The following is a 16,853-nucleotide window of genomic DNA, read 5'->3' as shown; positions in this document are numbered from 1 at the left end:
AATTGGCAACCATTAAATCATAAAATCCCAAATATGAAGCTACTTCGTAAAGCCGGTATTCTGCCTCTTATAATTCTTAGCTTTTTTTCCTGTGACAACAAGCAAGAAAAAAAGAGCGATAAAGAAAATAAAGATACTAAACCCAATATTATTTATATCCTGGCAGATGATCTTGGTTATGGCGAGTTAGGTATTTATGGACAGGAAAAAATTGAAACCCCAAACATAGATGCCCTGGCTAAAAACGGGATGATGTTTACCCAACATTATACCAGCGCCCCGGTTTGTGCCCCTGCACGCTATATGTTACTTACAGGAAAACACTCGGGAAATGCTTATATACGTGGAAATGACGAATGGAGGGAGCGTGGTAAAGTCTGGGATTATAGAGCGGTGATCCAGGACTCTACCCTGGAAGGCCAACGCCCAGTTCCGGAGAATACTGTTTTGTTTCCCAAATTACTGCAAAAAGAAGGCTACCGCACCGGAATAGCAGGGAAATGGGGATTAGGTGCCCCACACACAAATTCTATCCCCACAAAAATGGGCTTTGATTTTTTCTACGGATATAACGACCAGCGTCAGGCGCATACCTACTACCCGGTTCACCTGTACAAAAATGAAAACCGCGTTCACCTAAATAACGATACCATTGCACCCAATACTAAACTGCCGGTGGGAGCCAATCCACTAGATCCAAATAGTTATAAAAACTACAGTCTAAATGAGTATACCCCGGATTTAATATATGATGCTATGAGTAGTTTTATTAGCGAAAATAAAGACAAACCTTTCTTTTTCTATTGGGCTACTCCCATCCCTCACGCTCCCCTTCAGGCACCAAAACGCTGGGTAGATTATTATATTGAAAAATTTGGGGATGAAAAACCATATCTTGGAGAGAAAGGGTATTTCCCGGTTCGTTATCCGCGTGCCACCTATGCGGCTATGGTTTCTTATTTAGATGAAAATGTTGGTAAACTAGTAGACCAATTAAAAGAAGAAGGTATTTACGAAAACACAATGATCATTTTCACTTCCGATAATGGCCCCACTTTTAATGGCGGTTCAGACTCCCCCTGGTTTAACAGTGCCAAACCTTTTAAAAGCAAATACGGCTACGGAAAAGGTTTTGTTAATGAAGGAGGTATTCGTGTACCTATGATAGCTTCCTGGCCAGGACATATTAAACCGGGAACAAAAACAGATCATATTTCAGCTCAATACGATGTACTGGCTACCCTTGCAGATCTCACCGGTTTCCCTAAACCAAAGGATACAGATGGTATTAGTTTTCTACCTACACTGCTGGGAGAAAAAGATCTACAGGAAGAACACGAATTTCTGTTTTGGGAATTTCCTGAATATGGCGGGCAAGTTGCGATACGAATAAATGATTGGAAGGTGATTAGAAAAAACCTCAATAACAATGAAGAACCTACCCTGGAGCTATATAATTTAGAGGAAGATCCTGCTGAAACCACTAACCTGGCTGATCTCCATCCTGAAATTATACAAAAAGCAGCCGATATTTTTAAAGAAGCACACCAAAATGCCGAAGTAGAACGGTTTCAGATTCCGGCCATCGAAAACGGATTACTTTCCGAGTAAACTACCTCGGGGTATTACAGCCTTTGGCCGTGCCAATTAAAATGTGAGAGATCTACATTATGATCTCTCCCATTTTTTACACTATAATCATCAGGTGTAATTTTATAAGAAATTACTTTCAATATAAATAATTAAAGCTTTCAAAAAATCTATCATTTTAAAGCTTTAAACACTACTATCTTCAAAAGCTAAATATCTTCAAATCTGAATATAACTACTTTGCATATTCAAAGCTTAAAATCACATTCCTAAAAGTACGATACCAACAAAATTAAGTGCTTAAAACACTACCAATGATTATTTAATTCAAGATACCTTAATGTTAAAAAACAACATATTTTAAGTTAACTTTTGGATAAGTAAATAAAACGTATAAAATTGCAAACCATATGAAAGTTAAAAATTTTCATTTTATCAATTAATCATTAAATAATAACTAAAAACGTTTATGAAAAAAACACTTTTAGCATTCATTGTAATGTTTTTGCCTTACATAATGCTGGGGCAGGAAACAATTGAAATTACAGGGACTGTTTCAGAAAAAGGCATGACGCTTCCCGGCGTTAACATTGTAGAAAAAGGGACCAATAATGGTACTATGACCGATTTTGACGGAAACTATACCATTAATGCACCCAGTGATGCCGTATTAGTAGTTAGTTATATGGGCTATGCTACAAAAGAAGTGCAAGTGAATGGACAATCTAAGCTAGACATTGTTTTAGAGCAGGATGCCGCTGCTTTAGATGAAGTGGTGGTTGTTGGGTACGGTGCCCAGAAAAGAGAAAGTTTAACAGGTGCTTTACAAACTGTTGAAGGTGACGATTTAAGAGATGTTACCACTCCTTCAGTTGAGAATATGCTTAACGGAAAAGCTCCAGGGGTATTTGTAGCACCGGGTTCTGGACAACCGGGTTCTAAAGGTAGTGTTGTAATTAGAGGTCAGGCTACCTTAAGCGGAACTACAAGCCCGTTGTGGGTTATTGATGGTGTAATTGTTGGCTCAGGACCAGGGGAATTAAATCCGGACGACATTGAGACCATGACGATTTTAAAAGATGCCGCTTCTACCTCAATTTATGGTTCTCAAGGAGCCAACGGAGTTATTGTGGTAACTACTAAAAATGCAAAACCGGGGGAAACTACTATTAGTTTTTCTTCAAAAACAGGTATCAACGAGCTTAATAACGGGAACCTGGAAATGATGAACGGGGCTGAACTATATGACTATTATGCTTCGTTTACCAATGCCGACGAAATCTCGTTTCCGCGTTGGAATTCTGATTTAAGAAATAGTAATTTCGACTGGTGGGATGTAGCTACCCGAAGTGGCTTTACCCAAAATTACAATGTTTCTATACAAGGCGGTAGTGAAACTCTAAGGTCGTATGCTTCAGTGGGGCTATATGATGAGCAGGGAGCCGTAAAAGGTTTTGATTATACCCGATATAATTTTCGCTTTAAAACAGAATATAGACCAACAGATTGGTTAAAAATAAAACCATCTATAAATGGTTCGCTTCGCGATGTTCAGGATAGGCAATATTCTACCACGGCCATGTATTCTAATTTACCATGGGATAGCCCGTACGATGAGGATGGTAACCTTGTACCACATCGTTCCAGTAGTTGGGTAAACAGTGCCAGCACTAACTACCTATACGACCTTCAATGGAACCACTCTTCCAATAAAAACTATGAGTTTATGGGGAATTTGGATTTTGACATAGAGCTAACCGACTGGCTTACTTTTTCTTCAGTAAACAACATTAGATATAATCACTATAAGGCGAAAAGCTATTTTGATCCTCGCTCCAGTGCCGGTGAAAGTGTAAATGGTAGAATAACCGACTACCGATCTGAATACACACGCCAATATACTAACCAAATATTACGATTCAATAAAAACTGGGGGAAACATGATTTTAATGGAATCCTAGCTTATGAATATAACGACTATCGTAGTGAAACTTTAGATGCGTATGGCACCGGGTTTATCCCGGGATTTGAAGTACTTGATGTAGTAGCTAAACCTGAACGTACAAAAGGTGGTATTAGTGAATGGGCTGTACAATCGGTACTTTTCAATGCTAATTATGATTATGATAATAAATACCTGGGGCAGGTTTCTTTCCGTAGGGATGGTGCTTCAAACTTTGGTGACAATGCCAAGTATGGGAACTTTTTCTCACTTAGTGGTGGGTGGAATATACATAACGAAAACTGGTTTAAAACCGATTGGGTAAATGCACTAAAACTACGTGCATCATACGGTTCGGTAGGAAATCGCCCGAGTTCCCTATACCCACAATATGACCTTTATGCTGTTTCAAGTGGTGCAAGCTACAATGGTAATCCTGGGGCTTTAATTAGCCAAATAGGAAACGAAAACCTAACCTGGGAAAAGACCTATACTAGCGGTGCGGGAATTGACGCGAGCCTATTTGATAATCGTGCAAGGCTTACTTTTGATTATTACGAAAAAAATACCGAAAACATTTTATACAGGGTTCCAATTAGTGGTTTAACCGGGGTAACCAGCATCTGGCAGAATATTGGTGAGATGCAAAATAAAGGAATTGAACTTGCCATTGGTGGAGATATTATTCGTAACCAGGACCTTACCTGGAGCATAGATGTAAACTTAGGGCATAACGTAAACAAGCTTACCAAACTTTATAAAACTAAAGATGCCAATGGAAACTATGTCGTTAGGCCAATTATTGTTGGTGATGGCTTGGGAATTGCAGGATCTGCACAAAGAATGTTAGAACCCGGACGCCCGGTAGACACCTATTACCTAAAGGAATGGGCCGGAGTAAACCCTGAAAATGGTTTACCTATGTGGTATATAGTAGATAGGGACAGCGATGGGAATGAAATCTCAAGAACCACCACCTCTAATTACTCGGAAGCTACATTCGAAAAAACCGGAAAAGTATCTCCAGATATCTTTGGAGGGTTCTCTACAAGCTTAAATTACAAACAATTTGACCTGAATGCTGTTTTTGGTTATTCAATTGGAGGACAAATCTATAATTATTCCAGACAGGAGTATGACTCAGACGGAACCTATACAGATCGTAACCAAATGAAATTACAACCAGGTTGGAGTCGCTGGGAAAAACCCGGTGATATCGCTACCCACCCCGTAGCTAGATATAACAACCAGGACAAAGGAAATGCTACTTCTACCCGTTACCTGGAAAAAAGTGATTTCTTAAAGCTACGTTCGTTGACGCTGGGGTACAATTTTGATCTAAGTAAATATAACATTGACAACCTGCGACTTTCACTAGCCGGTGAAAACCTATTTGTGATTACCGACTATTCTGGTGTAGACCCCGAGATTCCGGCAAATAACGGCGCTGTTCTGGGCTCTACCGGACCTGGGGTGTATCCAATGACAAGGAAATTTATGCTTGGACTTAATGTGAAATTTTAAAAAGAAACACTATGAAAAAAATAATTATAGCACTTTTCGCCACAGTGGCTCTTTCAGCTTGCGAAATTGATCGATTACCCCAGGGAAGCCTGGACTCTGATAGCGTGATTGAAGATCCAGATGCTTCTCTTGAATCTCTTATTAACGGTATGTATGCCCAGTTAAAATCCTGGTCCGATCCTATGCATAGAATGGGAGAATATGCCGGGGATAATATGATGATTCGCGGCTCATCTACCGACCCATTTTACGAATTTATCTCTTATGCCAGAACTCCAAATAACTATCGTTTAACCCAGTTTTGGGATTCAGGTTATAAAGCTATCGCGCAATCATCAAATATTATTAACATGATTGCTGAAGGTGAAAACGAAGAGATTGACAACAATCTGGGAGAGGCATATTATGTAAGAGGAATGATGTATTTCTACCTTACACGTGCATTTGGCCGACCTTACTATCAAAATCCGGAATCAAACCTGGGAGTACCTATTGTAAATGGCACGCCTGACGATGTTATTAACCTGGAACTTCCAGATAGGGCCACCGTAGCAGAAAGTTACCAACAAGCCATAGACGATTTAAAGAAAGCTGAAGAATTACTTACTCTAGAAGGTGAACCTATATACGCTACAAAAGAAGCAGCTCAAGCTATGTTGTCCCGTATTTACCTTTATATGAGCGGAACCTATGAATCGCCAAATACAGAGTATGCCCAACTTGCAGTAGAGTACTCGAATAAAGTAATTAACTCGGGTAAATTTTCATTGTTACCAAGAGAGCAATTTATGGAGTACAATACTTTTGTTCCAGAAGATAATGCAGAGACCATTTTCGCTGTAAAACGTGTAGCCTCAGAATTTTCTGGGTACGACCACTATTATGGTGTTGGAGGTATGTATGCCAATATAGGCGGTATGGGCTGGGGCGAAATGTATGCCAGTGCCGAGTATATAAGCCTTTTAAACGAAACAGGCCGTAACGACTGGCGTCCCGATAATTATAATATGGTAGACGCACGTGCTGCATTTATTAGGCCTACTTATTCCCAGGATTCTGAAACAGGAGAGTACACCGAGGTATTTCGTTTTATTAAAAAAGATGGAGAGGTATTAAACTATGTACAGGCAGACATCAGCCGTAATGGAAATACCATAACTGCTTCTGAAGGAGATGAAACTTACACCTTATCTGCTGTAGATGCCGGTCAGGAGATTTATTCTATTCAGTATAAAGATGGAAAAACCTATACCGGGGTTATAGATAATTATATAACTCTCAATAGGGTTTATCCACAATTTTACATCACAAAAGCCTCCCTTGAAGGAGAAGAGTCACACTTGCACTCCCCTGTAATTAGTCGTTTGGGCGAAATCTATTTAAATCGCGCAGAAGCCTATGCTAAACTAGGTAATTATAGCGCTGCACTGGAAGATTTAAACACTATAAGAGAGCGTTCTATTGTAGATGGTGGTTACGATAATTTAGATGGCACTAATGCCAGTGCCCTTATTGATAAGGAGCGCCAGTTAGAACTTGCTTATCAGGCAGAAAGAAGTTATGATGTATTCCGTAATGGAAAAGAACTTACCCGTGAATATCCGGGACCTCACAAGCAGTTTGAGAATATACCCGCTACAGATTTCCGTGTAGTATATTATATCCCTCAAGATGCTATTAACTCTTACCCTGGAACCTTAACTCAAAATCCAACGCAATAATTAAACAATAATTATAAGCGAGTATTTTAACAGGCTGTTCAAAATAAGAACAGCCTGTTTTTTTTTATAAATTTCTTAAACAGAAGACTTCCAGCCCCTGCTCTACCCCCCATCTATATTTCCGATACGCTAAATCTTCTAAAAGCCATAAAATAAAGCTTCTTAATATTTTACAAATAACACAACATTTTAAATTAAAACCACTTCAAAACACATCTCAAAACATAATTTCTATATCAACTTTTTATCAAAAATAGCATTCTTAAAAAGATAAATGTATTAATTACATTTTTATAATATAATTTTTGGATAAGTAAGTAAAACGTTTGAAATTGCAAACTTTACGAAAATTTAAACTTTCGTTATAACAATTTATCATTCATTAACAACTAATTAATTATAACTATTTTATGAAAAAAGTATTATTAACCTTCATTGTTTTACTTTTTCCTTTCATAATGTTAGGACAGGAAACAATTGAGATTACGGGAACTGTTTCTGATAAAAACATGACACTTCCCGGGGTTAACATTGTAGAAAAAGGCACCAATAACGGCACCATGACAGATTTTGATGGAAACTACAGTATTATCGCTCCCAAGGACGCGATTTTGGTAGTTAGCTATATGGGCTATGCCACCAAGGAAATACCGGTGAGTGGTCAAACTACTATAGATATTGTTTTAGAACAGGATGCCGCTACGCTAGATGAGGTAGTTGTTGTTGGTTTTGGAACACAGAAAAAGGTAAACCTAACGGGGTCTGTAGCTTCTGTAGACGGGGACATGCTAGAAGATAGACCTATGACCAGTGTTTCTGCCGGTCTTTCAGGTTTACTACCGGGTGTGTCTGTAAATCAATCATCAGGAATGCCGGGTAACGACGGAGGTACCATTAGGATTCGCGGAACAGGTACCCTGAACGAAGCCTCTCCCATGGTTTTAATAGACGGAGTTGAAGGATCATTAAACGATGTACAGGCCAACGATATAGCCAATATTTCTGTACTTAAAGATGCAGCCTCAGCCGCAATTTATGGTTCTAAAGCTGCAAATGGGGTAATTCTTATTACCACCAAAACGGGTAAAACAGGAGAACCTTCTGTACGATTAACAAACAATATAGGCTGGCAAACCCCCACAAGATTACCAGATTACCTGGGATCTTATGATTATGCCCTACTATACAACGAAGCCCTGGCCAATAGTGGAAAAGCTCCCAAATTTGATGACAATGATTTAGAATTATTTCAAAATGGCAGTGATCCTTATGGACATCCTAATACAGATTGGCAAGACTTATTGTACCAGGGATCAGGCTTTGTAAGCACCAATAACCTGGGAATTTCAGGCGGTACAGAATACACAAAGTATAGGGCATCTCTTAACTACCAAAAACAAGATGGTATTATTAAACACACCGGCAAAAACGAATACAATGCAAGGTTAAACCTTACGGTAACGCCTAAAAAATGGTTAACCACCAATATGAACCTTTCCTATACACAAATGGATCGTGAGTCTCCTAACAATGCTTATGTGGGTGATGGTATAGACCAGATAATAAGGCAGGTAAATAGAATTGCTCCCTGGATACCATATAAAAATGAAGATGGTACTTACGGGACAATTTCAGATGGAAACCCTATTGCCTGGTTAGATATGGGACCACAAATTAATTACAATCGAAAAACATTTGTGGGAATAGGTTCTGTACAGGCCGATATTTTTGAAGGTTTTAATGTAAAAGCCCTTATCTCTCATAGAAACGTAGAAGAGGACAATTCAGAAATGAACAAAGAAATCCAATACAATGAGAATAAATACCACGGACCTACAAAGCTTACCGAAGACCTTAGAACAACCACCCGAAATACTATTGATTTAACGGCTAATTACAACAATAGTTTTAATGATGTTCATAACCTGGGAGTTTTAGCCGGTTATCATGCCGAATCTTATGATTTTAAAGAAACCACTGCGTACCGTGAAAATTTCCCTAGCACCGAACTTCCTAATTTAGATGCAGGATCATCTAACGGTATGCAAAACACAGGATATACAAGGGAATTAAATATGGTATCCTGGTTTGGACGTGTAAATTATGACTATTTGGGTCGTTATTTATTTGAAGCCAACCTAAGGGCTGACGCTTCATCTCGTTTTGCTGAAGACAACAGAGTTGGGGTCTTTCCATCTTTCTCTGCAGGGTGGAGAATTTCTGATGAAAACTTCTTTGAAGGGTTTAGAGAAACTGTGAGCAATTTAAAACTTAGAGCTTCTTGGGGACAGCTTGGTAACCAGGATGCACTTGATGACTACTACCCAACAGTTCCAACACTGGGTCTTGGAATAGACTACCCTTTTAATAGTGAAATTACTTCGGGTGCTGCTATCTCTAATGCAAAAAATGCAGCATTAATTTGGGAAAAAACAACTAGTTATGGTATTGGTCTAGATGCCAGATTATTTCGTAAATTAAACCTAACAATAGATGCCTATAAAAAGCTTACCGAAGGTATTATTATGAAAGTGCCAGCTCCAAACGAGTTTGCGCTAAATAATTTTTATGATAACGTTGGTGAGCTAGAAAATAAAGGTATTGAAGTAAGCCTTGATTACTCAACACGTTTTGGGGAAGTAGATTTTGGTTTTGGCGGAAATGTAGCCTATAATCAAAATGAGTTAATAAAACTAGCGGGAACAAATAACATTATTGATGGTCGCCAAATTCGTAGGATAGGGGAATCTCTTGACTCCTGGTATGGCTATAAAACAGATGGATTACACCAATCCCAGGCCGATATTGACGCTTATCCTACAAATACACTCTACCCGGGACAAATTCAACCCGGTGACCTACGTTATGTTGATGCTACCGGCGATGGAAAGGTAGATGCTAACGATCGTGTACTACTGGGTAACTCTACCCCTAATCTAAACTTTGGAGCCAATTTGAGTTTAGCCTATAAAAACTTTGATTTATTGGCCATCTTTCAGGGAGCAACCGGTGGGTACGGCTACATGGATTTTGATGCTATTGGCGCCCTTAACGGTGATGGACAAAAACCGTCTTCAATTTGGTTGGATAGATGGACCCCAAATAACACAAATACAGATGTACCTCGATTAATAGATGGTATTAATGGCCCAAGTATGCCGCAAAATTCAACTACAAGTTATTGGCTACAGAGTACAGATTATTTAAGAATGAAGAACCTGCAACTTGGATATAACCTTCAGGATGACCTATTGGAAAACTGGAACATCTCCAAGCTAAGAATTTACTACACCGCACAGAATTTATTTACGATTACAAATTATCTAGATGGATGGGACCCAGAAGCTCCTTCAGGACGAGGTAGTAGCTATCCCGTTGTTATGACCAATTCTATCGGAATTAATTTAACTTTTTAATTTATTACAAGATGAAAAAATTAATATACTTAATAGGAATCGTTTTTACATTTAGCGCTTGTGAAGACTCCTTCCTGGATACAGCCCCCGATGATGCGCTTTCCCCTTCTACTTTTTGGAAAAGCAAACAGGATTTAGACTTGGCTCTTACAGGTATTTATAACGAATTTCAAAGTGGTAGCTCTATTATGTACCGGGATGCAGGTTCTGATAATGCTTATAATAATTTCCCCTGGGAAGGATGGAACAAAATAGGAAACGGAAAAAATTCACCGGCAGATCCCGGCGCATCGTACTATAACTTTACAACAATTAATAGATGTAATGAATTCCTTGCCAATGCCGATAACGCCACAGAGGTATCGGAAGAGGTTAGAGATATTTACAAGGCCCAGGCACGATTTATACGCGCCTATAAATACTATGTGCTTACCACAAATTATGGTGATGTTCCACTTATAACGCAAAATTTTGCTTCGCCCGAAGAAGCTAAAGTTCCAAGAAACCCACAAGCAGACATACGTGAATTTATTGAAGACGAATTAAATTCTGTAATAGATGTTCTGCCGGAATCTTATTCGGAAGCAGAATTCGGAAAAGCTACAAAAGGAGCAGCACAGGCATTACTTATGCGTTACTACCTTTATTTTAAAGACTATGAAAAGGCCTTGGCAACCGCAAACAGTATAGGCGGTTATTCATTACACCCCAGCTTTACAGGTTTATTTGATCCGTCCAACGAAAAAAACAACGAAGTAATTTTATCGGTACAACATACCCCTAACACCTATTCAATTAATTTCACCCCGTTTTTACCAAATGGTATAGGGGGTTGGTCTTCAGTAGTGCCTACACAATCTTTAGTTGATGCTTTTGAAATGGCTGATGGTAAAACCATAGAGGAAGCGCAAAGTGCCGGAGAGTACGATCCAACTAACCCATATAAAAATCGCGACCCAAGATTAAGGGCCTCTATAGTTTACCCGGGGCAGGTTTTTGCCGGTAAAGTTTACCGATCGATTGAAGAAAACGATGCCGATTATTACAATACTGCAGACAATGCCTCTAAAACGGGATATAATTTCAAAAAATACACAAGTTTTATGGATTCAGACCCAGGCTCTCCATACTGGAACATGGGCAATGACATCTATATTTTTAGATATGCAGAGGTACTTTTAACAATTGCCGAAGCCAAAGTAGAATTAGGGCAAATAGACAATGAATTGTATGAAGCACTCGATGCTGTTAGGTTAAGAGCAGGAATGCCGGCCGTAGATAGAGATAAATATGCAGATCAGGAAAGTCTTAGAAAGCTTGTTCGAAATGAAAGAAGAGTCGAGTTTGCTATGGAAGGTCTTCGCAGAGACGATATTATACGCTGGAACATTGCCAGCGATGTTTTAAATGGAGAACTAAAAGGTGTAGAAAGAGGTGAAGTTCTTGAAACTACCTTGCCAAATGGAGATTATAATGTTTCCCTAAGCTTGCCGGAAAACTTAATTGAAAGCCGCCAATTTGAAGCGCCTAAGAACAATCTCCTGCCAATTCCGCAAAATGCAATTGACAAGAATCCAAATTTAACACCAAACAACCCAGGGTATTAACCGCTTGGGCAGAGAAAAATCTGGAATCATAAAATCTCGATTATCGAGTAATTAAATTAAAATAAGGCTGCTTGAAAAATCTTTAAATACAACAATAGACTTTTCAAGCAGCCTTATTCAAAAAAAGATCAAATGAAAATTAATAGTTACAAATTAGCATTTTTAATTAGCTGTATAAGCTTAGTCTTAAGCTCCTGTAGCGAACATAAAGAAAACCCCGATTTCACTTATCGAATTCCTATAGGCGAAAACTCCTGGATTTCTAAAGATCAGGCAGAAGACAGGAAAATAATTAAGAAAGAAGGTATCTCTAATTGGGACGGAAGTAAACCTGTTGAAAGTTATTTTAGAAGCAATAAATCTGGCGTTCTAAAACTTGGCCTCAAGCTAAAAGCAGACTCAGAAAACATTACATTAAAGGTGAGTGTGGCAGGAAAGTCGAAGGAGCTAGAAGTAAAAAACAAAGAGTTTCAGGATGTTTATGTTGGCGAATTTAAGCTTGAAGAACCGGGGTATCAACAAGTACTTATTGAAGCTGTAGAGCCCGGATCAAATAATTCATTGAGCATTAAAGATTTACTATTGGCCGGGCCTGTTACCGATACTGAAGTGAATTATGTAGAAGATAATTTTCATTTTGGTCGTCGCGGACCTTCGGTACATTTGCGCTACCCTATCCCGGAAGAAAGCAAAAAACCAACCTATTTTTACAATGAAATAGTAGTTCCCGAAGGCGAGGATGTAGTAGGCTCTTATTATATGGCCAACGGATTCTCACATGGTTATTTTGGAATCCAGGTAAATTCAGAAGAGGAACGTAGAATCCTGTTTTCGGTTTGGAGCCCTTATGAAACCCAGGATCCTGCAGAAATTCCGGAAGACCAGAAAATTATCCTGCTAAATAAAGGAGAGGATGTTTATACCGGTGAATTTGGTAATGAAGGTTCTGGGGGACAGAGCTATAAAAAATTTATGTGGAAAACCAATACTACTTATAAGTTTTTACTTAAAGGAGAGCCGGCAGGGCCCAACCATACCGATTATACCGCCTACTTCTACGCGCCTGAAAATGGAGCATGGGAGATTATTGCCAGTTTTAGAAGGCCAAAATCCAGCAATTACCTGGGTAGCCTCTATTCTTTCCTTGAAAATTTTGTTCCGGCAACAGGAGATATTTCGCGTAAAGCACATTATAAAAATCAATGGCTCTACGATGAGGAACAGGGTTGGATAGAACTCTCTAATGCTATTTTTACAGCAGACGCTACTGCTAATCAAAAGCATAGAATTGATTATGCCGGTGGTGAAGTTGAAGGAGGCTATTATCTTGAAAATTGTGGTTTTTTCAATGATTATACCGAAGTTAACTCTAAGTTTAGTAGGAAACCAAACGAAAACGAGCCTGAAGTTGACCTCAAAGAACTTGAAAGTAAATTTCAAAAATAAATTACCAGAAGCCTGCCTCACAGTCCCTATAACTATCGGGATAAATCTTAATTATCGAGTAAGCGTCTATAACAATGGTTAACACTCTATTTAAAGATGATAAAATATAGCATCCAAATATTTATTTTTCTACTTGTAAGTACAGGGTTTGCACAAATTGATCGTGTAAACCCGGTTCCGCAAGAAGTTAATATTAAAGATTCGGTACAGCTTCCATCCTTTTTCAATATTCAACAATTGAATACAGATGAAGCTACCAAAAATTTGATTTCAACCTATTTTACCAAAGAAAATACGTTGAAAAAGGGTCTTTCAATTCGTGTGGGCGACGTGACTAATAAATTTAAAAAGCGTGACTTAAAAAAAGTTCCAAATCGCCCGGAGTCATATTATATTAAAAGTACAAAAAACCATATCCTTGTTATTGGTAGGGATGCTGCCGGAGCATACTACGGAACAAAGACTTTAATAACTTTATTAAGTTCTTCTATGAGGCCCCTTGGCGAAATCATAGATTATCCAGATGTATCTTCCCGAGGAGTGGTTGAAGGCTTTTATGGGACTCCCTGGACCTTTGAAAACCGCATGCGTCAAATAGATTTTTATGGGGCAAATAAACTTAACACCTATATCTATGGCCCTAAAGATGATCCTTACCACAGTTCGCCAAACTGGCGAAAACCTTATCCTGAAAAAGAAGCCGAAAAACTCAAAAAATTAGTAAACCGGGCTAACTTAAATCACGTTGATTTTGTATGGGCCATTCACCCCGGAAAGGATATTAAATGGGACGATAAAGATCGAGATGCATTGCTTAGAAAGTTTGAGAATATGTATGACTTAGGGGTTCGATCTTTTGCCGTATTTTTCGATGATATTTCGGGAAAAGGAACAGACCCGACCCAACAGGCTAACATATTAAATTACCTCAACGATAAATTTGTAAAGGAAAAAGAAGATGTAAGGCCTTTAATAATGTGCCCAACCGAATATAACAAGGCCTGGTCTAATCCAGACCGAAAATACCTGGAGACTTTGGGTGAAAAACTAGATCCATCTATTGAAATTATGTGGACAGGAAATACCGTTGTTGCCGATATTGATGAGGCCACTATGGATCGGATTAATGCTAAAATTAAGCGTAAAGCCTTTATTTGGTGGAACTATCCTGTTTCAGACTATGTAAGAAACCATATGCTTTTGGGGCCTGCATACGGGAATGCCAAAACAATTGCCAAGGATCTTTCCGGCTTTACATCAAACCCAATGGAACACGCCGAAGCCTCTAAAATTGGTATTTATGGCGTAGCCGACTATACCTGGAATATGGAAGGCTATCACCCAGAAAAAACCTGGAATAAATCTTTAAAAGATTTAATGCCTGAAAATTATGAAGCACTTGCAGTTTTCGCAAAACACAACAGCGATTTAGGAGAAAATGGCCACAGGTACCGAAGAAAAGAGTCGGTAGCATTTGCTCCTGAAGCCAAAGAGTTCCTAAAATCAATTAAAAACAAACAGGAAATTGCTAACCTAAATATAATAGAAGCTGAGTTTAATGAAATGGTTAATGCTTCAGAAAAACTGCTTAACAGTAAAGACAACCCTTTTCTACTAGATGAAATTCGCCCCTGGGTAAGGCAATTTAAACATCTGGGAAAGGCAGGGCTCTCTATGTTGAATATGCAAAAAGCGCTACAAACAAAAAACCAAAAAGAATTTGAAGACAACTATAATTCTGTTTTAAAGATAAAAACAGAAATGTTTGAATTGGATAGTAGGGAAAACCAAAACCCCTATCAACCGGGAATTAAAACCGGTAGCCTGGTTATTACTCCTATGATTGATGAAGCTTTTACTTTATTAACAAGTGCCTATAACAAAGAGTTTGGTAAAAGTTTAAAAATTGAATCCAATTTTAATCCGCATAGCCTATTCACCAATATCAATAAATTAAAAGAGCAACCAATTACGTTTAAAAACAAAGTGCTGTCGCTAAACCCGCCATTGGAAGTTATTACGTTTGAGGCTGAAGATTTCCTTGGATTTGAATTGGAGGAAGTAAAAAAACTAAAAGAAGTTGGCTATAAACTAGAGCCTTCTTTAGATGCACTTACCTGGCAGGTTTCCAAAGATGGAAATACATGGAGTACACCGGCTACGAAAGAAGCAAATGGCCATATAAAAGCTTTCCCAAAAGAAGCGGTAAAGTTTATTAGGATTATTAACGCTACAGATACTAAAATTGAAACAAGAATAAAAACCTTACGAATTCAGTTTTAACAAACTACCTCGTTTCAAATCGACGAGGTAGTTAGATATCGATTATAGATTAAACTGCAAAGGCAGTCTTTAAAATTAATTTAAACCCATTTTCACAAACACATTTTAATTACTTTTTTAATGGAAAAAATATTAATTACCGGGGCAGCGGGACAATTGGGGCTTGAACTTACCAATGCCCTTATTACAAAATATGGAGCTGAAAATATTTTAGCTAGTGATATTAATTCAAAATTTGCTGAAAAATTCCAATCGGTAAAGTTTATAAGTTTAGATGCTACAGATTCCGACAAAATAAAAGAGCTGGTGGTATCTGAAGGGATTACTCAAATTTATCATTTAGCTGCCATCCTATCGGCTAAAGGTGAAGATAACCCATTATTTACCTGGGACCTTAATATGAAAAGTCTTTTAGGTGTTTTAGAGGCCGCCAGAGAATACAAATTAAAAGTTTTTTGGCCTTCATCAATTGCTGTTTTCGGGAAAGATACTCCACGCGAAAACACCCCTCAAAATCCGGGGATGGTTCCAACTACTGTATACGGAATTTCAAAACAGGCAGGCGAACAATGGTGTAACTACTATGCTACAAAATTTAATGTAGACGTAAGAAGCATTCGTTACCCCGGGCTTATCTCCTATTCGGCTGAACCCGGCGGTGGCACTACAGATTATGCCGTAGATATTTTTTATAAAGCAAAAGAAAATAAGAAATACACCTGTTTCCTTTCTGAAGATACCAGGCTACCCATGATGTATATGCCAGATGCTGTAAGGGCAACTTTAAACTTAATGGAAGCACCCTGTACAGCCATTAAAACAAGAACTTCGTATAATATTTCAGGGATAAGTTTTACACCCCGGGAACTTTCAGAAGCAATAAAAGAGCATATTGCTGATTTTAAAATCTCATACCAACCAGATTTTAGACAGGATATAGCTGATACCTGGCCTAAAAGCATTAATGATGAGGTTGCCCAAAAGGAATGGGGATGGACACCAGAATATAACCTGCAGCAAATGACAGAAGACATGCTAAAAAACGTAAAGCTTAAGTCTTAGGGTTCTTCAAAAATTTAACCAGCGTTAGTTGGCGCATCTACCAGGTTCGCAGCTTAAAGGAATGAATCTCCCTAAATAAAGCTTTTATTTTCTATCTAAGACCTTCTTCAGTAATTGTAAATTTTAAGACCACTAAAACATCTTTTCTTCTTATGATAAGGTTTCGGTGTAATACTATCTATAAATTATTGAAGAAGGACTTCTGGTAAATCACCTCACGGTAAGCCAACAAGGTATGAAATGGATTTTTTTTTGGATTCCG

8 protein-coding genes are annotated in these 16,853 nt (G+C 38.4%); all 8 read left to right on the top strand.

The features are described from left to right. Window positions 1–33 precede the first annotated feature (33 nt). The 8 genes from I6U49_RS08600 to I6U49_RS08565 all read left to right on the top strand — a co-directional run bounded on the left by I6U49_RS08600 (window position 34) and on the right by I6U49_RS08565 (window position 16,591). Window positions 34–1,611 (top strand): arylsulfatase, encoded by a 1,578-nt coding sequence (locus I6U49_RS08600; protein WP_198628360.1) that lies wholly within the window; start codon window positions 34–36, stop codon window positions 1,609–1,611. A gap of 448 nt (window positions 1,612–2,059) precedes the next feature. After that, window positions 2,060–5,056, top strand: a complete 2,997-nt coding sequence (locus I6U49_RS08595; RefSeq protein WP_198628359.1) for a SusC/RagA family TonB-linked outer membrane protein — start codon at window positions 2,060–2,062, stop codon at window positions 5,054–5,056. A gap of 11 nt (window positions 5,057–5,067) precedes the next feature. Continuing rightward, the gene (locus tag I6U49_RS08590) at window positions 5,068–6,777 is read left to right on the top strand and encodes a RagB/SusD family nutrient uptake outer membrane protein (RefSeq protein ID WP_198628358.1); all 1,710 of its coding nucleotides are present in this window, start codon (window positions 5,068–5,070) and stop codon (window positions 6,775–6,777) included. A 410-nt stretch (window positions 6,778–7,187) separates the two neighbouring features. Continuing rightward, a complete protein-coding gene (locus I6U49_RS08585; RefSeq protein ID WP_198628357.1) occupies window positions 7,188–10,193 on the top strand; it encodes a SusC/RagA family TonB-linked outer membrane protein in 3,006 nt (1,001 codons plus the stop codon). An 11-nt stretch (window positions 10,194–10,204) separates the two neighbouring features. Then, the gene (locus I6U49_RS08580; protein ID WP_198628356.1) at window positions 10,205–11,800 is read left to right on the top strand and encodes a RagB/SusD family nutrient uptake outer membrane protein; all 1,596 of its coding nucleotides are present in this window, start codon (window positions 10,205–10,207) and stop codon (window positions 11,798–11,800) included. A gap of 132 nt (window positions 11,801–11,932) precedes the next feature. Continuing rightward, window positions 11,933–13,246: a DUF3472 domain-containing protein gene (locus I6U49_RS08575; RefSeq protein WP_198628355.1), complete on the top strand. Its 1,314-nt coding sequence runs from the start codon at window positions 11,933–11,935 to the stop codon at window positions 13,244–13,246. 96 nt (window positions 13,247–13,342) lie between these two features. Next, window positions 13,343–15,529, top strand: coding sequence for a beta-N-acetylglucosaminidase (locus I6U49_RS08570; protein WP_198628354.1), 2,187 nt, complete (start codon window positions 13,343–13,345; stop codon window positions 15,527–15,529). A gap of 120 nt (window positions 15,530–15,649) precedes the next feature. Further along, a complete protein-coding gene (locus I6U49_RS08565) occupies window positions 15,650–16,591 on the top strand; it encodes an NAD-dependent epimerase/dehydratase family protein (protein WP_198628353.1) in 942 nt (313 codons plus the stop codon). Window positions 16,592–16,853 lie beyond the last annotated feature (262 nt).

Source organism: Salegentibacter maritimus (assembly GCF_016236915.1).
Classification (GTDB): domain Bacteria; phylum Bacteroidota; class Bacteroidia; order Flavobacteriales; family Flavobacteriaceae; genus Salegentibacter; species Salegentibacter maritimus.
The sequence above is the reverse complement of the archived record's forward strand: the minus strand, read 5'-3'. Positions and strand labels throughout refer to the sequence as shown.